The organism is Pseudomonas artemisiae (assembly GCF_057128685.1).
The window spans coordinates 1-24,699 of record NZ_JBSKHS010000026.1; the positions used below are offsets into that span (position 1 = coordinate 1).

22 protein-coding genes and 2 tRNA genes are annotated in these 24,699 nt (G+C 59.0%); 14 read left to right on the forward strand and 10 right to left on the reverse strand.

Annotated elements, in window-relative coordinates; translation table 11 throughout:
- Positions 1-162: 162 nt before the first annotated feature.
- The 5 genes from hisF to ACWKV4_RS19990 form a co-directional block, all read right to left on the reverse strand.
- On the reverse strand, positions 163-933 hold the full coding sequence (gene hisF, locus ACWKV4_RS19970) for an imidazole glycerol phosphate synthase subunit HisF (RefSeq protein WP_483833938.1): 771 nt from the start codon (positions 931-933) through the stop codon (positions 163-165).
- A gap of 91 nt (positions 934-1,024) precedes the next feature.
- The gene (gene hisA / locus ACWKV4_RS19975) at positions 1,025-1,756 is read right to left on the reverse strand and encodes a 1-(5-phosphoribosyl)-5-[(5-phosphoribosylamino)methylideneamino]imidazole-4-carboxamide isomerase (protein WP_483833939.1); all 732 of its coding nucleotides are present in this window, start codon (positions 1,754-1,756) and stop codon (positions 1,025-1,027) included.
- A gap of 113 nt (positions 1,757-1,869) precedes the next feature.
- A complete protein-coding gene (gene hisH / locus ACWKV4_RS19980; RefSeq protein WP_483833940.1) occupies positions 1,870-2,508 on the reverse strand; it encodes an imidazole glycerol phosphate synthase subunit HisH in 639 nt (212 codons plus the stop codon).
- Complete coding sequence (gene hisB, locus ACWKV4_RS19985) at positions 2,508-3,101, reverse strand: imidazoleglycerol-phosphate dehydratase HisB (RefSeq protein WP_483833941.1); 594 nt, start codon at positions 3,099-3,101, stop codon at positions 2,508-2,510. The genes hisH and hisB overlap by 1 nt, the downstream gene beginning before the upstream one ends.
- 140 nt (positions 3,102-3,241) lie before the next feature.
- Positions 3,242-4,903, reverse strand: a complete 1,662-nt coding sequence (locus ACWKV4_RS19990) for an OFA family MFS transporter (protein ID WP_483833942.1) — start codon at positions 4,901-4,903, stop codon at positions 3,242-3,244.
- 346 nt (positions 4,904-5,249) lie between these two features.
- Here ACWKV4_RS19990 and ACWKV4_RS19995 point away from each other — a divergent pair, with 346 nt between their 5' ends.
- The 6 genes from ACWKV4_RS19995 (at position 5,250) to ACWKV4_RS20020 (ending at position 10,039) form a co-directional block, all read left to right on the forward strand.
- A complete protein-coding gene (locus tag ACWKV4_RS19995) occupies positions 5,250-7,472 on the forward strand; it encodes an AsmA family protein (protein ID WP_483833943.1) in 2,223 nt (740 codons plus the stop codon).
- Positions 7,469-8,536, forward strand: coding sequence for an A/G-specific adenine glycosylase (gene mutY, locus ACWKV4_RS20000; protein WP_483833944.1), 1,068 nt, complete (start codon positions 7,469-7,471; stop codon positions 8,534-8,536). Before ACWKV4_RS19995 ends, mutY begins: the two co-directional genes overlap by 4 nt.
- A complete protein-coding gene (locus ACWKV4_RS20005) occupies positions 8,533-8,805 on the forward strand; it encodes an oxidative damage protection protein (protein WP_483833945.1) in 273 nt (90 codons plus the stop codon). Before mutY ends, ACWKV4_RS20005 begins: the two co-directional genes overlap by 4 nt.
- Positions 8,806-8,895: 90 nt before the next feature.
- Positions 8,896-8,971 (forward strand) — tRNA-Phe (locus tag ACWKV4_RS20010).
- A gap of 143 nt (positions 8,972-9,114) precedes the next feature.
- On the forward strand, positions 9,115-9,564 hold the full coding sequence (locus ACWKV4_RS20015) for a hypothetical protein (RefSeq protein WP_483833946.1): 450 nt from the start codon (positions 9,115-9,117) through the stop codon (positions 9,562-9,564).
- 112 nt (positions 9,565-9,676) lie between these two features.
- On the forward strand, positions 9,677-10,039 hold the full coding sequence (locus tag ACWKV4_RS20020) for a hypothetical protein (RefSeq protein WP_483833947.1): 363 nt from the start codon (positions 9,677-9,679) through the stop codon (positions 10,037-10,039).
- 75 nt (positions 10,040-10,114) lie between these two features.
- Here the strand turns inward: ACWKV4_RS20020 and gabP are convergent, their stop codons facing one another.
- A complete protein-coding gene (gene gabP / locus ACWKV4_RS20025) occupies positions 10,115-11,506 on the reverse strand; it encodes a GABA permease (protein ID WP_483833948.1) in 1,392 nt (463 codons plus the stop codon).
- A 459-nt stretch (positions 11,507-11,965) separates the two neighbouring features.
- On the opposite strand from gabP, the gene ACWKV4_RS20030 reads away from it, so the two are divergent.
- Positions 11,966-12,718 (forward strand): transporter substrate-binding domain-containing protein, encoded by a 753-nt coding sequence (locus ACWKV4_RS20030; RefSeq protein ID WP_483833949.1) that lies wholly within the window; start codon positions 11,966-11,968, stop codon positions 12,716-12,718.
- 2 nt (positions 12,719-12,720) lie between these two features.
- Positions 12,721-13,920, forward strand: coding sequence for a methyltransferase (locus ACWKV4_RS20035; RefSeq protein WP_483833950.1), 1,200 nt, complete (start codon positions 12,721-12,723; stop codon positions 13,918-13,920).
- 95 nt (positions 13,921-14,015) lie between these two features.
- On the opposite strand, the gene ACWKV4_RS20040 is transcribed toward ACWKV4_RS20035, so the two are convergent.
- Positions 14,016-14,642, reverse strand: a complete 627-nt coding sequence (locus ACWKV4_RS20040) for a response regulator (protein WP_483833951.1) — start codon at positions 14,640-14,642, stop codon at positions 14,016-14,018.
- Positions 14,643-15,000: 358 nt separating this feature from the next.
- On the opposite strand from ACWKV4_RS20040, the gene ACWKV4_RS20045 reads away from it, so the two are divergent.
- The 3 genes from ACWKV4_RS20045 to ACWKV4_RS20055 all read left to right on the forward strand — a co-directional run bounded on the left by ACWKV4_RS20045 (position 15,001) and on the right by ACWKV4_RS20055 (position 18,140).
- Positions 15,001-15,076 (forward strand) — tRNA-Thr (locus ACWKV4_RS20045).
- Positions 15,077-15,317: 241 nt separating this feature from the next.
- Positions 15,318-16,679 carry a Fic family protein gene (locus ACWKV4_RS20050; protein ID WP_483833952.1) on the forward strand — a complete coding sequence of 454 codons (1,362 nt, stop codon included), beginning with the start codon at positions 15,318-15,320 and terminating at the stop codon, positions 16,677-16,679.
- 357 nt (positions 16,680-17,036) lie between these two features.
- Complete coding sequence (locus tag ACWKV4_RS20055) at positions 17,037-18,140, forward strand: catalase family protein (RefSeq protein WP_483833953.1); 1,104 nt, start codon at positions 17,037-17,039, stop codon at positions 18,138-18,140.
- 10 nt (positions 18,141-18,150) lie between these two features.
- Here the strand turns inward: ACWKV4_RS20055 and ACWKV4_RS20060 are convergent, their stop codons facing one another.
- The 3 genes from ACWKV4_RS20060 to aguA all read right to left on the reverse strand — a co-directional run bounded on the left by ACWKV4_RS20060 (position 18,151) and on the right by aguA (position 21,717).
- A complete protein-coding gene (locus ACWKV4_RS20060; protein WP_483833954.1) occupies positions 18,151-18,579 on the reverse strand; it encodes a hypothetical protein in 429 nt (142 codons plus the stop codon).
- Between the two features lie 152 nt (positions 18,580-18,731).
- Positions 18,732-20,009 carry an OprD family porin gene (locus ACWKV4_RS20065; protein ID WP_483833955.1) on the reverse strand — a complete coding sequence of 426 codons (1,278 nt, stop codon included), beginning with the start codon at positions 20,007-20,009 and terminating at the stop codon, positions 18,732-18,734.
- A 601-nt stretch (positions 20,010-20,610) separates the two neighbouring features.
- Complete coding sequence (aguA, locus tag ACWKV4_RS20070) at positions 20,611-21,717, reverse strand: agmatine deiminase (protein ID WP_483833956.1); 1,107 nt, start codon at positions 21,715-21,717, stop codon at positions 20,611-20,613.
- A 360-nt stretch (positions 21,718-22,077) separates the two neighbouring features.
- On the opposite strand from aguA, the gene rfbB reads away from it, so the two are divergent.
- From rfbB to rfbD, 3 genes are all read left to right on the forward strand, one after another.
- Complete coding sequence (gene rfbB, locus ACWKV4_RS20075; protein ID WP_483833957.1) at positions 22,078-23,160, forward strand: dTDP-glucose 4,6-dehydratase; 1,083 nt, start codon at positions 22,078-22,080, stop codon at positions 23,158-23,160.
- Between the two features lie 80 nt (positions 23,161-23,240).
- Complete coding sequence (gene rfbC / locus ACWKV4_RS20080; RefSeq protein WP_483833958.1) at positions 23,241-23,789, forward strand: dTDP-4-dehydrorhamnose 3,5-epimerase; 549 nt, start codon at positions 23,241-23,243, stop codon at positions 23,787-23,789.
- Positions 23,786-24,664 (forward strand): dTDP-4-dehydrorhamnose reductase, encoded by an 879-nt coding sequence (gene rfbD, locus ACWKV4_RS20085; RefSeq protein ID WP_483833959.1) that lies wholly within the window; start codon positions 23,786-23,788, stop codon positions 24,662-24,664. Before rfbC ends, rfbD begins: the two co-directional genes overlap by 4 nt.
- Positions 24,665-24,699: the final 35 nt, after the last annotated feature.

Genomic DNA, 24,699 nt, shown 5'->3' on the forward strand with positions numbered 1-24,699 from the left:
AAGTCTTTTGAGTACTTACCCATGAAAAACGCCCCATAAGGTTGGATAGGTGTCCAACATTTGGGGCGCAGTTCACTCTGTAGGAGCCAGCAAAGCTGGCGAATAAAGACCATTCGCCAGCTTTGCTGGCTCCTACACAGGAGGCTGGCGAATAGGCCCGTATTATCGAATGCAAATCCCTTGGGCGGCCATAAACGCTTTGGCTTCGGGCACCGTGTACTCACCGAAGTGGAAAATACTGGCTGCCAATACCGCGCTGGCATGGCCTTCGGTGATACCGTCGGCCAGGTGTTGCAGGTTGCCTACGCCACCTGAAGCAATCACCGGAATGCCCAAAGCGTCGCTGATGGCGCGGGTCACGCCCAGGTCGAAGCCGCTTTTCATGCCGTCCTGGTCCATGCTGGTGAGCAGGATCTCCCCCGCGCCCAGGCCTTCCATTTTCTTTGCCCACTCTACGGCATCCAACCCCGTGGGCTTGCGCCCGCCGTGGGTGAAAATCTCCCAGCGCGGTATTTCGCCGGGGCCAGACACCTTCTTGGCGTCGATGGCGACCACGATGCACTGGGAGCCGAAACGCGCGGCAGCTTCACCCACGAACTCGGGGTTGAAAACAGCGGCGGTATTGATGGAGACCTTATCCGCGCCGGCATTGAGCAGGTTGCGGATGTCCTGCACGGTGCGCACACCACCGCCTACGGTCAGCGGAATAAACACCTGGCTGGCCATGCGCTCCACGGTATGGAGGGTAGTGTCCCGGCCATCGACACTGGCAGTGATGTCCAGAAAGGTAATTTCATCCGCGCCCTGCTCATCGTAACGGCGGGCGATTTCTACCGGATCTCCGGCATCGCGGATGTTTTCGAACTTCACGCCTTTCACAACCCGGCCGTTGTCCACGTCCAGGCAAGGGATGATGCGTTTCGCTAGGGCCATGCGGGGGCCTCCTTCGTCGGCAGCTTTAAGCTTCAAGCGGCAAGAAAACGGGCATGTGTCGCGGGCAAGCCCGGCTGCTACAGCTCGTGGCTCAATAGGTATCGCAAAACGCCTGGGCTTCGGCTACGTCAAGGGTGCCTTCGTAGATGGCGCGGCCCGTGATGGCGCCGATGATGCCCGGTGCCTTGGCATCTAGCAGGGCCTTGATGTCACTCAGGTTATGGATGCCGCCAGAGGCGATGACTGGAATCCGCGTGGCCTCGGCCAGCGCGGCGGTGAAAGGTACGTTGCAGCCCTGCATCATCCCGTCCTTGGCGATGTCGGTGTAGACGATGGCTGACACGCCATCAGCCTCGAAACGCTTGGCCAGGTCAATCACCTGCACACTGCTGACCTCGGCCCAGCCGTCGGTCGCGACGAAACCGTCTTTGGCGTCCAGCCCTACGATGACTTTGCCCGGGAACGCCTTGCAGGCTTCGGCCACGAACTCAGGCTGCTTGACTGCCTTGGTGCCGATGATCACGTAGCTCACACCTGCCCTGACGTAATGCTCAATGGTTTCCAGCGAACGAATACCCCCGCCGATCTGGATCGGTAGGCTGGGGTAACGCTTGGCGATAGCCGTGACCACTTCGCCGTTGACTGGCTGGCCTTCGAAAGCGCCATTGAGGTCGACCAGGTGCAGCCGACGGCAGCCGCCGTCTACCCACTTGGCGGCCATGTTCACGGGGTCGTCGGAGAACACCGTGGAGTCCTCCATGCGCCCTTGGCGCAGGCGCACGCAGGCACCGTCTTTCAGATCGATAGCGGGAATAATAAGCATGGGAATTCCTTCGGCATTAGTAGCAAGCTGCAAGCTATAAGTAAAAGCAAGCGTAAGCGGTGGTTGTGCTTCTAACTTGCAGCTTGCCGCTTATAGCTTGCAGCTGAAAATCCTTACCAGCGGCCATCCCAACTGGCGAAGTTCTGCAGCAACTGCAGGCCATGGGTGTGGCTTTTTTCAGGATGGAACTGCACGGCGAAGCGAGAGCCTTCCGCCAGCGCGGCGGCGAAGTCCTTGCCATAATGGCCACGGCCCGCTACCTGCTGGGGCTTGCCCGCTTCGATGTAGTAGCTGTGCACGAAGTAAAAACGGGCCTGGTCCGGGATGCTATGCCACAGAGGATGGTCAATGGCCAGGCTGATCTCATTCCAGCCCATGTGCGGCACCTTCAGGTGCTCGCCGCCTTCATGCAGGTTTTTCCCGAAGAACCGTACCTGGCCAGGGAACAGGCCGATGCAGTCCACGCCATCATTCTCTTCGCTACGCTCCATCAGCGCTTGCATACCCACGCAAATGCCCAGGAAGGGGCGATCCTGGCTCACTTCCCGCACCAGGGCGTCGAAACCGAGCCTGCGGATTTCCGCCATGCAGTCGCGAATGGCGCCCACGCCGGGGAAGACCACGCGGTCCGCCTCGCGGATCACCGCCGCGTCGCTGGTCACCACTACTTTGCCAGCGCCCACATGCTCTAGAGCCTTGGCCACGGAGTGCAGGTTGCCCATGCCGTAATCGATCACCGCTACCGTTTGCATTAGAGCACACCCTTGGTGGAGGGCATTTGGCCAGCCATGCGCTCGTCCACTTCCACGGCCATGCGCAGGGCCCGGCCAAAGGCCTTGAACACGGTTTCGATCTGGTGGTGGGTGTTCACACCGCGCAGGTTGTCGATGTGCAGAGTGACCTGGGCATGGTTGACGAAGCCCTGGAAGAACTCCTGGAACAGGTCTACGTCGAACCGCCCCACCACCGCGCGGGTGTAAGGCACATGCATCTGCAAGCCTGGGCGGCCAGAGAAGTCGATCACTACCCGCGACAAGGCTTCATCCAGAGGTACATAGGCATGGCCATAGCGGCGGATGCCTTTTTTATCCCCCACGGCGCGGGCGAAGGCCTGGCCCAGGGTGATGCCCACGTCTTCGACGGTGTGGTGGTCGTCGATGGCCAAGTCACCCTTGCATTCGATGTCCAGGTCGATCAACCCATGGCGGGCGATCTGATCGAGCATATGCTCCAGAAAAGGTACACCAAGGTCGAACCGGGCCTTACCGGTGCCATCCAGGTTGATCGAGGCTTTGATCTGGGTTTCCAGAGTGTTGCGCTCGACGAACGCCTTACGTTCGGCCATCACCAACTCCGCACTGATTCATTAGCGAAAAAGGGCCACAGTATAGGCCTATACCGTGGGTGGCATGAAGCGAACACGACGAAGAAACGAAAAACCCCGCCAAGCCGAAAGGCAAGGCGGGGTTTGGGGATTACAAACGCTTAGTGGAACAGTACAGCGGTCTTCTGGATGGTCACGATCACACCCCACGCCAGCGGGATACCTACCGCCAGCCAGGCAGCAACCACCAATGGCCGAGTGCTAGGCGCGCCGCGCCATTCCAGCACGGTAGAGCCCGAAGCGCCCTTGTCATGGCTGAGGGCGCGCTCGGCGGCCAGTTGCTCAGGGGTCATGAAGTACTTGTCGGCGACCGGGCGGATCAGCGCGTTGCAGATAAAGCCCAGCACCAGCAAGCCCGCCAGGATATACAGCGTGGTGTCATACACCGCGGCGCGTTCCACGCCGGTACTCAATTGGTACTCACGCAGGTAGTTCACCAACACCGGGCCCAGTACCCCAGCCGCGGCCCACGCGGTGAGCAAGCGGCCGTGAATGGCGCCGACCATCTGGGTGCCGAACAGGTCTGCCAGGTAAGCCGGGACCGTAGAGAAGCCACCGCCGTACATGGACAGGATGATGCAGAACGCTGCCACGAACAGCGCGATGTTACCCAGGTGACCCAGGTTAGGCACCAAGCCATAAAGCGCCATGCCTAAGGCGAAGAACACGAAGTAAGTATACTTTCGGCCAATGTAGTCCGAGAACGTAGCCCAGAAGAACCGCCCGCCAATGTTGAACAGGCTCAGCAGCCCGGTGAAACCTGCGGCGATGGCGGCAATCTGTGCCAATTGCGCCGGGGCCAGTTCGCTGAAACTCTGATTGGTCCCTAGCAGCTTACCCGCGAACACTTCCTGCAGCAGCGGCGAGGCCATGCCCAGAATGCCGATACCGGCCGAAACGTTCAGGCACAGCACCAGCCATACCAGCGCGAATTGCGGAGTTTTCCAGGCCACGCTGACATGCACATGGCGGTCGGTGATCAAGGTATTGCCCGCTTTCTTCGCCGGAGCAACCCAGCCTTCAGGCTTCCAGCCAGTTGGCGGTACGCGGTAGGTGAGCGCGCCACCGATCATGAACACGAAGTAGATCGCGGCCATCACCAGAAAGCTCTGCCATACACCCACGCTGGTTGGCGTAGCGAAATGCGACATCAGCGCGGTAGCCAAAGGCGCGCCCACCATGGCGCCACCACCGAAACCCATGATCGCCATGCCGGTTGCCATGCCGCGTTTGTCCGGGAACCACTTGATCAGCGTGGACACCGGCGAAATGTAGCCCAAACCCAGGCCGATACCACCGATTACGCCCGAGCCTATCCACATCAGCCAGATCTGGTGGGTGTACACACCCAGCGCCGAGATCACCAGGCCGCCGCACCAGCACAAAGCCGATACCACGCCAGCCTTACGCGGGCCTGCGTGTTCCAGCCAGCCACCCCAGGCAGCCGCCGAACAACCGAGGAAGATGAAGAACAGCGTATAGATCCAGCCGAGCATAGAGATCGGCCAGTCGCAGTTAGACGAAAACATCTGGCTGATAAAGCCCATGTCTGCTGGGCAAGCTACCGCCGCGCTAATCCCCAGCGCTTTGGACAGGGGTAGCCAGAACACCGAGAACCCGTAGGCCATACCGATGCACAGGTGAATGGCCAGCGCGGCTGGTGGCACCAGCCAGCGGTTGAAACCGGGCCTTGCGATGATGCGTTCTTTGGCGAAGAAACCCGGCTGCTGAGCCGCTCCCGCCGCGTGAGTGCTTTGCGTCATGTACTACCCCTAGTTGTGGTGTGGCTCACGGCTGCAATACCAGGCGGGCACCTGGTACACGAGGATTGCCACGATCTTGCGTGCGAACCGCACGTGATCGTTTTATCGGCAGCGATCCCGAAAACGCGACAATTTGTCGCAAAAGCCTTAGAGGTGCGCAGAGTACCCATTTGTTTCAGCCAGTGGAAGCAAACTGCTATCGTCTTTTTTCATGCAGAGGCTCTGGCCCGGAGTGATCCCGATGGGCGGTGACGAAAATAGACTTAAGCGCAACCGAGGCGCTGTAGGGCCGGGCAAAACGCTATACTCGCGCCACACTATGACTCGAACCACAAGGACCCTGCCCATGAAAGCGTTCGGCAAAATCCTGGGGCTGTTCGTACTCGGGCTGTTGCTGATCATCGTGGCTCTCGGCTTCGCCCTGACCCATTTTATCGATCCCAACGATTACAAAGACCAAATCCGTAAGCTTGCCCGCGATAAAGCCCATGTAGCACTTACCCTCAACGGCGACATCGGCTGGAGCCTGTTCCCCTGGCTCGGCCTGGAACTGCATGACGCCAGCGTGGCCACCCTGGCCCAGCCCGACAGCCCCATCGCTAACCTGCAGTTGCTGGGGTTATCGGTACGCGTGCTGCCCCTGCTGCGTCGCGAAGTGCAAATGAGCGACGTACGGGTGGACGGCCTGGAGTTGAACCTGCACCGCAGCGCCGAAGGCCATGGCAACTGGGAAGACCTGGGCAAGCCCCTGCCTGGCGATGCGCAGCAGCCACACAGTGCAGGCTCGACAACTCCTGGCGAGGCGCCTGAGCCTTCCGAGCCACGCCGCCCACTTAAGCTGGATATTGACAGCCTGACCCTCAATAACGGTCGGGTCACCTATCTGGACGAACAAAGCGGCCGCAGCTTCACTGCTGAAAGCATTCAACTGAGTACCGGCACCGTGCATTCGGCTACCGATACGCCCGTTACCCTCACTGCCTTCCTGGGAACCAATCAGCCGGAGCTGCGCGCCCGCACCGAGCTTAAGGGCACGTTGCGCTTCGACCCGTCCGTGCAGCGGTACCAGTTCGAAGACATGCGCCTGGGGGGCGAACTCACTGGCGCGCCTTTGCAGGGCCAAACCCTTACGTTCTCTGCCCAAGGGCAGTTGTTGGCCGACCTGGCCGCCAATGTGGCGGACTGGAACAACCTCAAGGTGACCGCCAACCAGTTCCGCGCGCTCGGCGAGTTGCACCTGCGCGATGTGAACAGCGCCCCGCAACTGAGCGGCGCACTGTCTATCGCCCAACTGGACCTGCGTGCCTTCCTGCAAGGCATTGGCCAGCCGGTGCCAGCCACGGCTGACGCTACCGCGCTGACCCAAGTAGAATTGGTCACCCAACTGACCGGCAACCGCAATGCCGTGGCCTTGGAAGACCTTTCCATCAAGCTAGACGGCAGCGCCCTGACCGGCCGCCTGGCCGTGGACGACATCGCCCGCCAAGCACTGCGCATCAAGTTGCAGGGCGACACGCTGGATCTGGACCGCTACCTGCCCGCTGATAGCCAGCAAGCCCAGGGCACCACCGCCGCGCGCCAGGCAGAAGTGCAAAGCACCGAAGCCGCGGCCATGGCCAGCGGCGGCAACTCGCCCCTGCCCGATGCCCCCGGGCGTCAGGCCTGGAGCGACGACCGGCTGTTCCCAGTGGAGCGCCTGCGCGCGTTGGACCTGCAAGCGGACCTCAGCCTAGGCCACCTGACCGTACAAAAACTACCGATCGACAACGCCCGGCTCAGTGCCACGGGCAGCGGCGGGCTGCTCAAGCTTCAAGCCCTGAGCGGGCAGATTGCCCAAGGCGAATTCAGTGCCAGCGGTAACCTCGATGTGCGCCCTGAGGTACCCACTGTCCATGCTCAAGCCCACCTCAACCGCGTGCCGGTAGAGGCCGTATTGGCTGGCCGCACCGCCACGCCTCCGGTGCGCGGCCTGCTGACCCTGGACGCGGACCTGCAAGGCGCGGGCAACAGCCAAAAGGCTTTGATCGATAACCTGGATGGCCAAGGCCGCTTTACCCTGGACAACGGCGTGCTGGTCAATGCCAACCTGGAACAACAACTGTGCCAAGGCATCGCCCTGCTCAACCGTAAAACCCTCAGCAGCGAACCCCGCGGGCGTGACACACCGTTCCAGCGCCTGCACGGCACCCTCACGATACGCGACGGCGTGGCCAACAACCCGGACTTCAACGCCAGCATTCCTGGCTTGCGGGTCAACGGCAAGGGTGACATCGACCTGCGCGTGCTGGGCCTGGACTACCGCGTAGGCGTGGTGGTGGAAGGTGAGAGCGGCAACATGGCCGACCCTGCTTGCCAGGTCAATGACCGGTTCGCCAACCTGGAGCTGCCTATCCGTTGCCGTGGCCCCTTGGAGCTCGGCGCCCGTGCCTGCCGAGTAGACCGCGAAGGCATTGGCCAGGTAGCGACTCAGGCGGTACGTAACCGACTCGAAGAAAAGATCGAAGACAAGCTGGGGGATAAAGTCAGCCCAGAGATCAAAGACGCCCTTAAAGGCCTGTTCAAACGATGAGCCCCGAGCAGTTTTCCACCGCCGTGCTGACCTGGTTCGACCGGCACGGCCGTCACGACTTGCCCTGGCAGCAGCAGATCAACCCTTACCGCGTGTGGGTGTCGGAGATCATGCTGCAGCAGACCCAGGTGAGCACCGTGCTCAATTACTTCGACCGCTTTATGGAGGCGCTGCCCACAGTGCGCCACCTGGCCGAAGCCCCTGAAGACGAGGTGCTACACCTGTGGACGGGCCTGGGCTACTACACCCGCGCGCGCAACCTGCAAAAGGCCGCGCGCATCGTGATGGCGGACTACCAGGGGGAATTCCCGCGGGACCCGATTCTGTTGGAAACCTTACCCGGCATTGGCCGCTCCACCGCAGGCGCCATTGCCAGTATCAGCATGGGCCTGCGTGCCCCCATCCTTGATGGCAACGTTAAGCGAGTGTTGGCGCGCTATACCGCGCAAGCCGGTTACCCCGGCGAGCCCAAGGTTGCCAAGGCGCTGTGGGAAACCGCCGAGCGCTATACCCCCCACGCCCGCGTAAATGACTACACCCAGGCGATGATGGATTTGGGCGCAACCCTGTGCACCCGCAGCCGCCCTAGCTGCCTGCTCTGCCCCTTGCGAGAAGGCTGCCGCGCTCACCTGCTGGGCGAAGAAACCCGTTACCCCGCGCCCAAACCGCGCAAAACGCTGCCTCAGCGGCAAACCCTGATGCCGCTGCTGGCCAATGCCGAGGGCCATATTCTGTTGTACCGCCGCCCCTCCACAGGGCTGTGGGGCGGGTTGTGGAGCCTGCCGCAACTCGATAGCTATGCCGACATCGAACACCTGATTGCCCAGCATGACCTCAGCCTGCTGGGCACCCAGGCATTGGCGGGGCTGACCCATACCTTTAGCCACTTCCAACTGGCCATCGAGCCGTGGCTGGTACGGGTGAACACCCGCGGCAGCCACGTGGCCGAGGCCGACTGGCTTTGGTATAACCTCGCCAACCCACCGCGCCTGGGCCTCGCCGCCCCGGTGAAAACCTTGCTGGAGCGTGCGACAGCCGCCTTGCACGCAGGAGAACCCGAATGACCCGCACCGTAATGTGCCGCAAATATAAAGAAGAACTGCCCGCCCTGGAGCGCCCGCCCTACCCTGGCGTCAAAGGCGAAGACATCTTCCAGCACGTATCGCAGAAAGCCTGGGCCGATTGGCAGAAACACCAGACCCTGCTGATTAACGAGCGCCGGCTGAACATGATGAATGCCGAAGACCGCAAATTCCTTCAGGTGGAAATGGACAAGTTTCTGTCTGGCGAGGAATATGCCCAGGCAGAAGGCTACGTTCCGCCCTCCGAATAAGGGTTTGCCCCGTAAGCGACGGTAATGATTAAAATTTTTTTGCACCAACGCTTGACGCAACCCTGAAAAACCCGTTTAATGCGCCCCGTTGCCCAGGTAGCTCAGTTGGTAGAGCAGGGGATTGAAAATCCCCGTGTCGGCGGTTCGATTCCGTCCCTGGGCACCATCTTATGTAAGCCCCTGAATCGCAAGGTTCAGGGGTTTTTTGTTGTGCCGGATATGGGCACCAGTGATAGCTGGCGAACTATTCAGCCCCTATAGCTAGCAGGCTATAGTGCTATGTTTCGCGCCGGCACAGGAGCCCGCCTTATGTCCTCCCCCCGCAAGCAGCAAAAGAAGAACAAACGCGCCTCGGCCAAGGCCCGGCAGAACCGCATCACCCGCAACAACCTGGCAGACGCGCCAGCACCCAAGAACCCGGACGCGCTTTCTCCCGATACCATCAGCATGGAAGAGTTTTTCGAAGGCGGCATGGAAATCGATGCGTTCGATGAGCTGTTCGACGCCATGGCCCAGGCCGAAGCCGATGCCCTGCAAGCCTTGTGTGCCGCCTTCCTCGAAAACTCCCCTCTGGCCTTGGTGATCGACAACTACGCGCAAAGCGACGTGGAAGACCTGATCATTTCGCTATGGGTGGCGTATTACGAACGGCAGCATCAAATGAGCGAAGAAGATGCCATCGCGCTGATGGAAACGCCTGAGTTCATCGAAGCCTATCAGGCGGCGGCCGAGGAGATTGCTACACGGCAGCCGGTGTAGCGTCAAACGCCGCGCCCTTACCAAACCTTTACGCTTCCTAGACGGTACTTTACACAGCAATGGTGTTTGATAGCTCCATGGCGCGACCACAAGCGGCGCCCGAGGAGACACCATGTTCGCGAAGTTGACCAAAGCCCTGATTCTGTCCACCGCCGTGGCCGTGGCTGGCGTTGCCGGTACGGCCTCGGCGGACGAGCGCAACCTAATCGTGCCGGTAATTGCCGGAGCAGCCGTAGGCGCGCTGATTGCCAGCAGTTGGGACGGCGGCCATCATCACCATCGTCATCACGACGACCGCTATGAGCGGCGTTATGCACCCCAGCCTAGGTATTACTATCAACCTGCGCGGCCGGTGTATTATCAGCGGACGCCGCAACCGGTCTACTACCAGCAAATCCCGCCACCGGTGTATTACCGCCCCGCCCCGCCGCCCCGGCACTGGGAGTACCGCCACTTCGATGGCCCTCGCTGGTAGGCCCGCTCAAACAAAAAGGCCGGGCCCTTCACAGGCTGCGGCCTTTTTGTCTTCCAGGTCAGCTAGCGCGGCTGGTTACCCCAGTGCTACCCGAGGATGGCCAGCGGCTTTGCGTCGGCGGTCCACGAGCAAACCGGCCAGCACCACGGCAACGGTCAGCAAACCCGTGGCGATGATCTCCACGCGATGGTCGTCACGCAGGAACATCACAGTGAGCACCGCGATGATAAAGGCGATGACCAAGTAGGTAAGCCCAGGGAAGGCCCACATCTTGAAGGTCAGCCTCTCGCCACGGGCCTCGGCCTGGCGACGCATACGCAATTGCGAGAATGCGATCACCAAGTACACCAGCAGCGCGATGGCGCCGGAGCTGGCCAGCAGGAAGTCGAATACCTCTGCCGGGGCTACATAGTTGGCGAAAGTAGCCAGGAACGCAGCCGCCGTGGACAGAATAACCGCGGCATATGGCGTACCTACGCGGGACGTACGTTGTGCCACCTTAGGTGCGTCGCCACGCTTGCTAAGGGAGAAGAGCATGCGCGAAGAGGTGTAGAGCGCGGAGTTCAGGCAGCTGGTTACCGCTACCAATACCACGATGTCCACGATCAGCTTGGCGTTCGGCACCCCAATCAGATCCAGCACGGTTTGGTACGAGCCCAGCTTCGGCAAGGCTGGGTCGTTCCACGGCACCAGCGCAACCACCAAGAAGATAGACACCAGGTAGAACAGGCAGATACGCCAGATCACCGAGTTGGTGGCTTTGGAAATCTGCCGGCCTGGGTCGCGGGACTCGGACGCCGCGATGGTTACGATCTCGGTGCCCATAAAGGAGAACATGGTGGTTAGCATGGCCGCGACCACGGCGCCCAGCCCATTGGGCATAAAGCCTTGAGTGTCGGTCACATGGCTAAAGCCGCTCACTTGGCTGCCCGGTACGAAGCCGAACGCTGCACCCAGGCCCACCACGATAAAGGCAACGATGGCGATTACCTTGAGCAACGCAAACCAGAACTCGAACTCGCCATAGTTCTTCACACTGAACAGGTTAGTGACGGTCAGCACGGCGGTAATGATAAGGGCGAATACCCATACCTGAACCTCTGGAATCCAGGTGTGCAAGATAGCCGCGGCAGCGTTGGCCTCCAGTGGAATCACCAACACCCAGAACCACCAATATAGCCAGCCGATGGTGAAGCCGGCCCAGTGGCCAATGGCGCGATCGGCATAGGTTGAGAACGAGCCGGTGTCTGGGGAGGCTACGGCCATTTCACCCAGCATGCGCATCACCAACACCACTAGCGTACCCGCTGCCGCGTAGGCTAACAGCACCGCAGGCCCGGCCTCGGCAATGGCATGGCCAGACCCCACGAACAAACCAGCTCCGATAACGCCTGCAATCGACAGCATGGTCACATGACGCTGTTTAAGCCCTTGGGCAAGCCCACCGGCGTTTTGAATACTGCTCATAGGTATACCTTCCTAGAAAGCGACTTTTACGGCCACAGCCTGTGTTACTTGCACAGGGGCAGGTAACGCGCCGTTCCCCCCATGGCAGGCAAAATGCGCGCCAAATTGATGCAAAATCTTTCAGAAGACGCGCCGCCCAAGGTGTGCAGCCTTATGGCAAGCCTTTGAGCAATAGGGCTTTTTGCCGCAGACTGTAGGAAAGATTACCGGATTACTCACTTCAGTAGAGGAAAAACGCACCTTTTTCGTGCATCAGGTAACACCTTTGATGCTTAAAAGGGTGCAACCGGGATAATCGTTTCAGCTTTTAGAGGTGTTACTCGGTAACCAAGCAAGGTAATGCGCCTTGAATAAAATGTCACAGCTAAGAGCAGCAGGCCGTGATGTTTCTGTCATAACCGTTGTCGAAGCGACATTGCCTCGATATTCACCGTTACCTTGCTCACTGGAGTTCGCTACATGGCTCGACTGTCTGGTTCGCTATTCGCCTGCCTGCTGGCCTTCACCCTGGTGCCATCTGCCTATGCGGTCGAAAAGCTGCGCATGGGCATGGAGGGAGGTCATCCGCCTTTTAATGACACCGACGCCAGTGGCCAGGTAGTAGGGTTCGACGCCGACATCGGCGCGGCGCTATGCGCCAAAATGAAGGTGGAGTGCGAGATCGTGACGGCTGATTTCGAGAACCTTATTCCGGCGCTCAATAACAATAACTTCGACTTCCTGATCTCTTCGCTGTCGGTCACCGAGCAGCGCAAGCAATTGGTGGATTTCACCGACGCTTACTACATCAACAAGCTGCAGTTCATCGCTGCGCCCACCAGTGACCTGACCGGCGACCACGGTAGCTTTATGGGCAAAACCCTTGGCGCTCAGGAAGGCACCCTGGCGGCCACCTGGCTCCAAGAAAACGCCGCCGACGTAGCGATCGTGCAAAATTTCCAAACCCAGGACGAGCTCTACGTGGCTTTAACCAATGGCCAGTTAGATGCTGCCCTGGGCGACAAATACAGTGCCTATGAATGGCTGCGCACTGATGCGGGCAAAGGCTTCGAGCTCAAGGGGGAACCTGTGAAAGACGGCGACCCCGTGGCCATCGCTACCCGCCTCAACGACCCGCTGCGAACGCGCTTGAACGTGGCGCTCAAAGACATTCTGCTGGATGGCACCTACAAGAAGATCAACGACAAGTACTTCCCCTTTAGCATTCGCTAAGCATGTTGCAAGCAGAACAGCTAGCAGCGCGCTTTCAAACCTTAGGGGCCTTCCTCAAGCAGCACGAAGGGTTATGGAAACCACGGCCTTTTATGCATCTCCACTTGGATTGGGAACAGGCCTACCCCGAGCTTTGGCAATGGCTACAAGGGCGCAGCCTGGCTCAAGCCGAGGCCGGGCTTGATGCACCGCTCGATTTGCCAGCCCCCGCGCCCTACCCGGCCCTGGCCATTGAAGCCACCCAGCTCAGCGCCGTTGGCCCCTTGCCTCAATACCCCATTCCAACCGCGCCTGCGCGCTTGGCGCGGGACGTGCCCGGCCGCAAATGGCAGCAAATTGAAGCCTTCGCCCGCCACCTAAGCTTTGAGCCGGCCCCAGCGCACTGGCTAGACTGGTGCGCTGGCAAGGGGCACCTGGGCCGCCGTCTGGCCAGCAGTACAGGCCAGCCCCTGACCTGCTACGAATACAACCCGGCTTTGGTGGCCGAGGGCCAAGCCATGAGCGAGCAGCATAGGCTGGCCGTCAGGCACCTGTGCGTAAACGTGCTCTCCCCGAACACCGTATTGCCCGCGGGTGCTACGCCTGTGGCTTTGCATGCCTGCGGCGATCTGCATGTGCGTTTATTGCAGCTTGCTGCTAAAGCCGGGTGCGGTGCCTTGGCGATAGCCCCCTGCTGCTATAACCGCACAAGCGCACAAGCGTATGAGCCGTTGTCTGCCCAAGGCCAGGCCATCAAGCTGGAACTGAGCCTTGAAGACCTAGCCTTGCCCGCCAGCGAAGCGGTGACCGCCGGTGCGCGCGTGATTCGCCAGCGAGACACGTCCATGGCCCGGCGGCTAAGCTTCGACCTGTTACAACGCCAATTACGGGGGGTGGACAGCTACCTGCCCACGCCGTCTTTATCTGTGAGCTGGCTGGCAAAGCCCTTCGAGGACTATTGTCGCTACCTCGCGGCCCTCAAAGGCGTGCATGTTCCAGAAGCGGTGGCCTGGGCCCGTCTAGAAACCAGCGGCTGGGCCCGGCTGGCACAGGTACGCAACTTGGAGCTACCCCGCGCGCTGTTCAGACGGCCCTTGGAACTATGGCTGGTGCTAGACCGCGCGCTTTGGCTGGCAGAACAGGGTTACCAAGTACAGTTGGGCACCTTTTGCGACGCCGCTATCACGCCGCGCAACCTCCTACTGCTGGCCCAACGCAGGTAACAACCTGTGGATAACTCTGTGCAAAAGCCTTGAGCAACCTTGATGTGGCCCGCGTCGCGCCGGCTTGACGCTCTTAATGGCTTGTGTGAATAGTCTTAAACCAAGTTGTGTCGCCGGGCTAATTCCGCCAGGCACACTACCGACTTCACTTTCAGCTTGGCCACCAACCGAGACTTATAGGAGCTGACGGTCTTGTTACTCAATAACAGGTTCTCGCCAATTTGAATGTTATTTAGCCCCACGGCTAAATAACGCAATACCGCCAACTCCCGTACGGACAACTGCTCGATGCGTTTTCTCTCGTCCAGGTCGCCGACCGTAGGGCCGTCTTGGCAATGCTCAAGGTTGGGAAAGAAGATAAACCCAGCATCCAGGGTACGCACTGCGCTGCGAAACTCGTCGAGCGTATTGGTTTTACAAAGGAACCCCGCAGCACCCGCCTTCAGGCAACGTTCGGCGCCATACTCCGGGGGATACGTTGTGAGCACCAAGATTCGGGTAGTGAAGGCCAGGCGCTTGATGCGGTGGATCACATCTACTCCGTCCAGTCTGGGAATGGCAATCTCTAACACAATCAACGCCGGGCGCAACTCGCGCGCCAGCGACAAGGCTTGAACCCCATCCCCGGCTTGCGCCACGGTCGTGAACCCTTCTTCCTTAAGAACCTTTGCAACGCTTGCCCAAATATAAGGCTGGTCATCCACAATCAGCGCGGTTGGCATGGTGGTCTCCTGCCATTTCGATAATGGCCTGTATGCCACGGCCTGTATCAGCATCGTTCTTTGTTTTCGATAAGGGAAAAGCTATGAATTTTCGCCTTTATCAGCGCGGTGAGCGAACACATGACCGCGCCGTAACTGCACGGTTATGCCCCGACCCAGGCGCAGCGGCGAAGGGAGGCGCCATGGTGAGGCTGAGGAGGCCAATCGACCTGTAGGCGCTTTCTGTACAGGCTGGTCGAAATCTCCCTCCCTGCTGTAGGAAACGTCCTAAAGCGGCTGCAATGCCCCTGTGCAGCAAACCTATGACACGCCGCGCTTTACAGCGCGCCGCTAATCGCTATAATCAGCGCCCTTACCTGCCGGTATAGCTCAGCTGGTAGAGCAACTGACTTGTAATCAGTAGGTCCCGGGTTCGATTCCTGGTGCCGGCACCATTCGCAGTATCAAAAAAGCTCACCCTTGCGGTGGGCTTTTTTTGTTTCAGGGCGGTGTTCGCCTTGCCCGCGAGGCCCGGCCTGACCTTCGTCCCAAACCATTTCGTACAGAGCCTAATCAGCCCATCCAGCGCTCCTTCCTAGCAGGCAATTGTCCCTAATAACTCAATAAGCGGCGAAATTGAAAAATAGTGTGCTTAGGCCTACCATCTCTCAAAATCTGCGTTTTTTGAGACATACCATGATCAAGAGCCCGCCCCCCCATCCCCCAAATCCGTTCGTAGAGCTGCTTGAGCACCACTCTGAGCGGCTAGGGGAGTACCTTGAACACATGTCTGTCTTGGATAAAAAAGGCAGGTATCTTCATTACGACAAGATGAGGTTCAGGGCACCTTCGGGGTTAGACCCAAAGCTGGTATGGGCCTTGGTCAAACAAGCCAGGCTTGGGGTGCTTGCCCCTGTAATCGCTATTGATGAGCCATCGAAAATGGCAAGTCTCTATCTAACCCCTGCTATCAACCGAGCATTCACGGCGGTAGACCAAAATACAACTACAGCCATGTTGCAATGGATGAGCAAACAAATCGGAGAGGCCAAGCACGTTGACTACTTACTCAAAGACCTAATACAAGACGAAGCAATAAGCAGCAGTCAATTGGAAGGTGCGGCTACCACCACTATTATTGCGAAAGATATGCTCCGGCGTAACAGACAGCCAAGGACGCCCGATGAAAAGATGATCCTTGGCAATTTCCGAATGATGCAGTGCGCGTGGAAGTCCAGACACAGCAAACTCACTACTGACTTGATCTTGGATATCCATCAGGCAGGTGTCGAGGGCATCAATGACGAAAAATATCATCCGGGGAGCTTCAGGGTCACAGACACCGTTGTTGTAGAGGACGGAGAGTATAACGTACTTTATACCCCCCCTCCCGCGGCAGGATTGGAAAGCAGGCTTGAAAAGCTCGCAGAGTGGATCAACCAAGATCACGGGGCGGCGGATTCGGCTATTTACTTCCATCCCCTGATAAAAGCCATAATTCTTCATTTTATGATAGGCTTTGAGCATCCGTTTCACGATGGTAATGGTCGAGTGGCACGTTCGCTGTTTTACTGGTTCATGTTCAAGAATGGATACGATGCATTTAGATATATAACCATCAGCACGCCTCTGAAGGCAGCTTTTTCACAATATGGTAAGAGCTACCTGTATACAGAAAGTGACGATCTGGATTTGACGTACTTCGTTGACTTTCAGGCGCGAATAATTTCTAAAGCGGTGCAGCAGTTCAAGGCCGCCTACGAAGACACGGCCAGGGGAATTGCGGATTTCAATAACTTCATTATCGAATCAGGTTTATATAAAGACCTAAACGAAAAGCAAAGGATCGTGCTGCATGTAGCAAAAACAGATACTGCGACACAATTTACCATCACCAATGTCCAACATAACCTCGGATGTTCTTATAATACCGCGGCGTCGGCGCTCAACGGGCTCGTTGAGCTAGGGTTATTCGAGAAAAACAAGGAGGGGCGAGAATGGGTATACTCTATGGTCCCTGCCAAGGACATTATAAAAAATTGGAAAGCGTTGCAGTAGAGGCCCCTCGTCGGCGTGGGGCGCCGGCAATATCCCTAGCGGCCCTTGGCGGTGCTTAGACAGACTGTCGAACGGGTGGTAACGCTGTTATAGCTTCGAACAAAAGTCTGTCGAGTGACGGGCTTTTTCAGATGATCTATGTTGCAACCACGCTAGCTACAAGGATGTCTCTTCGCATGATGGCACTTGGAGCCTGATCCTTCCGCTCATAGGAATGGTTAGCACAGTAAAAAATTGCACTTAACCTTAATGGAACATCCCCCCACCCCCCAAGGTCGACACTAAGTCGCGCCTACAGTCGGTCATTAGAACCTTCCCCATGGCGCGCCTCCGCGATCAACCTGGTGAGGTGTAGCTATGAGTACCCAGCCGTCCGGCGCAGTGCCGATTGCTTTTCAGCCGCCTTTCGAACAGGTCCCTGAAGACGAACAGGAGACCAGCAAGGCGCTGGTCGAGACCATGCAGAGCATTCTGGACACTACCTCAGCGGATTATGGCCACCCGGTGCGCAGTGTGCACGCCAAGGCCCATGGGTTGCTTACCGGCACGCTTACTGTGCTCAATGGGCTGCCTGCGGAACTGGCCCAGGGCATCTTTGCTCAGGCAGGCCAGTTCCCTGTGGTAATGCGCCTGTCTACCAACCCTGGGGATATCCTTGACGACAAGGTGTCTACGCCGCGGGGGATGGCACTGAAAGTGTTGGCCGTGCCGGGCGAGCGGTTACCGGGGAGCGAGGCAGATACCACGCAGGATTTCGTGATGCAGAACGCCAAGGCCTTTACCGCGCCGGACCCAAAGGCATTTTTGAAAACCCTGAAGCTGCTGGCCAAAACCACTGACAAAGCCCCAACGATGAAAAAAGCGCTATCGGCCGCGCTGCGGGGTATCGAATCCACGGTAGAGGCCCTGGGTGGGGAAAGCAGCACCCTCAAGAGCTTGGGGGCCCACCCGCTCACCCATATACTGGGCGAAACCTTTTACACCGTAGTGCCCCTGCTGTATGGCACTTATTACGCAAAAATTAGCGTCGCTCCAGTAGCGCCTGCCTTGGTAGCGCTGACGGACCAGCCTGTGGACCTGGACGACAAGCCTGACGGCTTGCGTGAAGCGGTGCAGGACTACTTTGCCGAGCAAGCCGGCGCCTGGGAAGTGCGTGTACAACTGGCGACCAGCACTGAGGACATGCCTATCGAGGATGCCTCGGTGGTATGGCCAGAAGATAAAAGCCCGTACCGCGCCGTGGCGCGTATCGATATTCCAGCCCAGGCAGCCTGGTCTGAACAACGTGTCAGCGCGGTGGACCAGAATATGTCGTTCAGCCCCTGGCATGGGGTAACGGCGCACAGGCCATTGGGCGGGGTGATGCGAGTACGCAAGCCAGCCTACGAACACTCGGCGGGGTTTCGCGCCAAGCACCAGGGTTGCCCAATGCACGAACCCCGTTCGCTGGATGGGATTTAGCCTAAGACCGCTACGCTAGGCCCAGGCGGTAGCGCCCGCCATATTGGTGCGCCGCGTCCACCAGCAGTTCCGGCGTCAAGCGGCGGATACGCGCCTCGCTGTGGTAGGCACCGTCATCGTTGTAGCGCAGGAACACCCGCTGGCACAGGCTACACGCCCACAGGCCGCACTGGTTGTAGGGGTAATACCGGGGGGCAATAGGCGCGTTTGCGGACCAGTAGTAGGTCCCAGCGGGGTGATATTCGTCCAGGGTGGCGTCTTCTTCGTCAAACTCGGCCAGGGTACCTATCGGCTGCAACTGCGCCTCCCTCAACCCAATCGGCCAACCCGACCAGCCTGGCGGTAAGGCAGCACTGCAATTACAGGCTTGCCCTACCTCAGCGCTGCTCTGGGCGAGGCTCAGCAGCTGAGCGTAGGTAAAGGGTACTTGAGCTTGCATGGGTTACCTTCCTTGGTTGCGGCCTTGGGGCGGGCGAATCTACAGCCCCTGACCGCGAACTTCCCTAGCTGCTTATACCGCGCCCAGTGGTAGTGCCTTATTACAGCACAGTGTTGCATATCGTCCACCAGGCGCCTTGCGTTTTTAGTGGGTTAGAACACGCTGATAGGATACTCCACGAACACTCGCATTTCGTTGCCATCGTCGTTATAACCGGAGGCGCGCACATTGTTGGAGGTACGCAGCATCGAGCTGCGCAGGCGTACTTTCAAGTCCTTGGCAGGCCCGGCTTGAACCACGTATTGCAGTTGGTTGAACCACTCCCGCTCCGTGCCTTTGCCGTTATCGGTGCGAATGTTATCGCCGCGCACATAGGCAATTTTGTAGCTCAGCCCTGGAAGGCCGTAGGGAGTGAAGTCCACGCCATAGGCCAGCTGCCAGGAGCGTTCGTCTTCGGCATTGAAGTCCGACCAATAGGAGTTAGCCAAGAAGATGGTCGAACCGCCGTCACCCACGCCACCGTTCTTGCCGTAACCGCCGTAGTTGTAGCCGGTATCACCGGTGCTGCGCTGGTGCGCCAGGGTCAGGGCGTGCGGGCCGAAAGCGTAGGTGGCCCCCAGGCTCCAGATCGTGTTGTCTTGCCCAGTGTTCATTTGGTCTGCGTAGCTTTGGTCCAAATGTGAGCGGTAGCCATTGAAGTCCAGGGTCAGCGACTGCTCGTTCGCCATGGGCATCACGTAGGTCACGCCCAGGTACTGCCTTTTGAGGCGGTCTTCCACGTCGGAAGCATAGGCCGATGCGCTCAGCTGGCTGGAGAACTTGTAGCTGCCGCCAAACACATCTATTTGCTTCAACCCGCCGGTGTCGCGGCCATCTGCGCTTTTGCGGCTTTCAGCAGTGAAGTGGCCAGCGTTGATTTCCAGCCCGTCTATTTCCCGAGAGGTCAGCAGGTAGCCGGTGTAGCTTTCGGGTAACAGGCGAGTGTCGTCGTAGTTAAGCACCGGCAGCGCTGGCATCATCTGGCCGTATTTAAGCTGCGTGTTGGATACCCTGAACTTGACCGCAGCGCCAGCGCGGGCCAAGTCGTGCTCTGCATTCTTATGGCTGTCCTGCTCGAAGAAGTCGATGCCGCCAGCGCCGCTACGGCCGCTGCCGCCGTCCAGGCGCAGGGCGTACAGGCCGAAGGCGTCCACGCCTACACCCACGGTCCCCTGGGTGAAACCGGAGGTGAAATTGCCGATTACGCCCTGGCCCCACTCGGCGCGGTCCTCACTGCCATGCTTGTAGTCACGGTTGATATACGCGTTGCGCAGCAATACGTTGAGGTGACTGTCTTCGATAAAGCCCTTGGCTTCAGACTGATCGCTGGCTATGGCCTCAGTGGCGGAGCACAAGCTCAGCGCCAGCAAGCCAATACGGTAGTTCAACATCGCTGTTTTCCTTGTTCATGATAAAACGCGCCACGCTCGCAAGGGCTGTCTAAGCATCGCCGTTGTTTGGCTAGCCAAGCCGCGAGGCAGGCGCAAGCCTAGGGTGTAACCCCAGCGCAGCGGATCCTAGTGAGAGGTATTAGGCGGTGTCAAACTACAGAATGGAATAAAGCGGGGCTAACAGAAGGGTCACCCAGGCATCCTGGCCTAGGTGGATGGCCATCGGCCAAGTATTTTCAGGATTTAGGCCGGCCTAACAGTGCTTCAAGTTCGTCGTCGCTGATTAAGCCTGCCGGGTAGCGGTCCGCGATCGCCCGGCGCGGATCCTCTCCGTTGACTACCCCACAACCCTTGGTCTTGAAGCGTTGCCCCAGGGCGGGGCCTGCTAGATTGTTACTCTCTTGGGGTTCCGCTCTTCTGACTACATTCATTGCAACATCCCCGGATCAACGGACAACAAAGGTTAAAGCGAACAGATGACAGCGGCGTGACGGCAAAACGCCTTCACCTGCTTAAACAAAGATACAAATCCTGTGCCAGCGCACCCGGCACCGCGGTAATAAACGCCTAGCCATGGAACACCAGGCGCATATAAAAACCTTTATCCCTGATGAGGCGCAGGCTGTTGTTGGGTCAAGCAATGGATATTGCCACCGCCAAGCAACAGTTCGCGGCCTGGAATCATAACCACTTCATGCTCAGGGAATACCCGCTGAAGCACCTCCAAAGCCGCGTCGTCCGTGGCTTCGGAGAAGCTTGGGGCGATGATGCCGCCGTTGACAAACAGGAAGTTCACGTAGGAGCCGGCCAGTTGCACTGACGGGTCCCGGTGCTGACTCCCAGTAGCAATATCCACGCCGTCGCACTCTTCGGCCGTGGCGAATAGCGGGCCCGGGATCGGGACTTTATGCACGATGAACGTGCGTCCTTTGGCATCCTGGGTGTTTTCCAGCACCTGCAGTGCTGCCTGGCAGCGGCTGTAGTTGGGGTTGTGTGGGTCGTCTGTCCACGCCAGTAACACTTCCCCTGGCCGTGCGTAACAGCAGAAGTTATCCACATGGCCGTCGGTTTCATCATTGAACAGCCCATGGGGCAGCCAAACGACCTTGCTGATGTTGAGGTAGTCGCCCAGGAGTGCCTCGATCTCTTCACGGCTCATATGGGGGTTACGGTTAGCGTTGAGCAGGCACTCTTCAGTGGTGATCAACGTGCCCTCGCCGTCTACATGAATGGAACCGCCTTCCAGCACGAAACCTTCGGTGTGATAACGGCCGCAGCGCTCAAGCTCCAGGACTTTGCTTGCAACCTGTTCGTCTCGGTTCCAGGGGCTGTACAAACCACCGTTGAAACCACCCCAGGCATTAAAGCCCCAATCCACGCCGCGGACTTCCCCGCTGTCGTTGATCACGAAGGTGGGACCGGTGTCGCGCATCCAGGCGTCGTCACTGCTCATTTCGACGATGCGGATATTAGGGACATCCAGGCGCGCGCGGGCGTTTTCGTACTGGCTGGCGGATACGGCCACAGTGACCGGCTCGAACCGAGCGATGGCCCGGGCCAGGGCAACATGGGCCGCTTGGACGGGCTTGCCACCGAGCCGCCAGTTATCGGAGCGCTCTGGCCAAATCATCCAGATCTGGTTCTGCGGAGCCCATTCGGCAGGCATATAGAAGCCATCGGCCCGTGGGGTGCTTGTAAGTGTAGTCATGAATTGGGGCTCCAACGAGCGATCGAATTGTGGATCGGACCGTACACGCCAGCCGCCGATTCCAAAAGAAGCCCAGGCCACGCAGCGTGCCGCCCGCCTGGGTGAATAATACATTCCGTGATATTCCACGCCGTTGCCCAGCGTTTTTCTGATAATACCGGGCATGGCAGCGTTTTAAAGCCACTATCATCTCATTTGAGGCGGTTATCTCGGCGTACTAGCCTTGTGTCGGTATCACGCCAAAACCATAAAGCAAGGCGCGGGCGCGAGTAAACGTGCATTCACCCTTGCGCCTGGCAGCGTATCCCCACAAAGTATGCGCATTTCTATCCCGCGACTTAAGGAAAAAGACGCATAGCCATGCGAATTCTCATCACTGGCGGGGCGGGCTTCATTGGCTCGGCCCTCGTACGACACCTGGTTGAAAACACTGAGCATGAGGTGCTCAACGTCGACAAGCTCACCTATGCGGGCAACCTCGAATCACTGGCCAGCATTGCTACCAACACGCGCTATGAATTCGTGCAGGCCGATATCATCGACCAGCCGAAAATGGCAGAGCTGCTAGCCCGCTTCGAGCCTGAGGCAATCATGCATCTGGCGGCGGAGTCCCATGTGGACCGCTCCATCGATGGCCCCTCGGCATTTATTCAAACCAACATCGTTGGCACCTATGCTCTGTTAGAAGCCACGCGTGCCTATTGGTCGGCCCTCAGCGGCACGGTACGCGAAGCGTTTCGCTTCCATCATATTTCCACCGATGAGGTGTATGGCGACCTTCATGGTGTAGACGACCTGTTTACCGAGACCACGCCTTACGCACCTAGCTCACCCTATTCGGCCAGCAAGGCGGCGTCCGATCACTTGGTGCGTGCGTGGAACCGTACCTACGGCCTGCCGGTGGTGGTCACCAACTGCTCCAACAACTATGGCCCCTATCACTTCCCTGAAAAACTGATCCCGCTGGTGATCCTCAATGCCCTGGAAGGCAAACCCTTGCCAGTGTATGGGGATGGCCTGCAGGTGCGCGACTGGCTGTTTGTGGAAGACCACGCACGAGCCTTGCTCGAAGTGGTCACCCGTGGCCAAGTAGGCGAAACCTACAACATTGGCGGGCACAACGAGCAGAAGAATATCGACGTGGTGCGTGGCATCTGCGCGCTGCTCGAAGAGCTGGCGCCCTCTCGGCCCAGCGGCGTGGCCAACTATGCCGACCTGATCACCTTTGTAAAGGATCGCCCAGGCCACGACCTGCGCTATGCCATTGATGCCAGCAAGATCGAGCGTGAACTGGGCTGGGTACCTCAGGAAACCTTCGAAACCGGCCTGCGCAAAACCGTGCAATGGTACCTGGACAACCTCGACTGGTGCCGCCGCGTACAGGATGGCAGCTACCAGCGCGAGCGCCTCGGCGCCGCCGAGCACAAGGACCTGATCGCGTAAAAGGGATCGCCGATGTGCGCCAAAGCTCCTGGCGCACCCGGCTATGGCCAATACCTGTTTGCCCTGGCAAGAGAGAGTTAATGAACATCGTCGCTACCTCAATCCCCGAAGTGCTGATCTTCGAACCTAAAGTGTTCGGCGATGACCGTGGATTTTTCTTCGAAAGCTTCAACGAGCGTCAATTCCTGGAAGCCACTGGCCGCCAAGTGGTGTTCGTGCAAGATAACCACTCCCGCTCCCAGCGCGGCGTGCTGCGCGGGCTGCACTATCAGTTGCAGAACCCTCAGGGGAAATTGGTGCGGGTAGCCCGTGGCGAAGTGCTGGATATCGCCGTGGACATCCGTCGGCAATCCCCCACCTTTGGGCAGAGTGTTAGCGTGTTGCTGTCCGAAGAGAACAAGCGCCAGCTATGGATTCCAGAAGGCTTCGCCCATGGTTTCGTGGTGTTGAGCGAGACGGCGGACTTCCTCTATAAGACCACCGACTATTACAACCCAGCGGCCGAGCGCTGCATTGCCTGGAATGACCCTAACCTGGCCATCGACTGGCAGCTGAGTGGCCTGGAGCCGCGCCTGTCGGCCAAGGACCAGCAAGGTAAACCCCTGGCAGAAGCGGACCTATTCGAATGAGCGCGCCCTTGAGCGTAATGCTGATCGGTGCCAACGGGCAGGTCAGTACTGAGTTGCAACGGCGACTGGCCGGCCAGGTGGACCTGCATGTAGTAGGCAGCAGTACCCTGGACCTGACCCAGCCGGATGCCATCCGCGAGCAGGTGCGGGCCCTGCGCCCAGGCTTGATCATCAACCCTGCCGCTCACACCGCGGTGGACAAAGCCGAGAGCGAGCCTGAACTGGCCTTTGCCATCAACGGCACCGCGCCCGGTGTATTAGCCGAGGAAGCAGCCCTTCTGGGCGTGCCCTTGATCCACTACTCCACCGATTACGTGTTCGATGGCCACAAAGCCTCGCCTTATGTGGAGACGGACCCTACCGGCCCCCTGGGCGTCTATGGCCAGAGCAAGCTCGCTGGCGAGCAGGCCATCCAAGCGGTGGGCGGGCAGCATTTGATCCTGCGAACCAGCTGGGTGTATGCCGCCCACGGGCGTAACTTCTTGCTGACCATGCAACGCCTGTTGCAAGAAAAACCCGAACTCAAGGTAGTGGCCGATCAATACGGCGCGCCTACCTGGGCCGGTACCATCGCCCAAAGCACGGTGCAGTTGATCGAGCGCTGGCAGGCCGGCCAAGCAGGGCCTTGGGGCGTGTATCACCTCACGGCCCAAGGGGGCACATCCTGGTTCGGTTTCGCCCAGGCCATTGGCGAGCAACTGCGCACCGCTGGCAAGCCTTGCGCCAACCTGCTGCCGATTCCTGCCAGTGACTACCCTACTCCGGCTCAGCGCCCGGTGAACTCTCGCCTCGATTGCAGCCTGCTGGCGCAGCAATGGGGCGTAAGCCAGGCCGATTGGCACAGTGCGTTGTTGGAGTGCCTGGGCGAGGCGTAACCTGGGCCGCCGAGGTAGGGTAAAATGCCAGCATG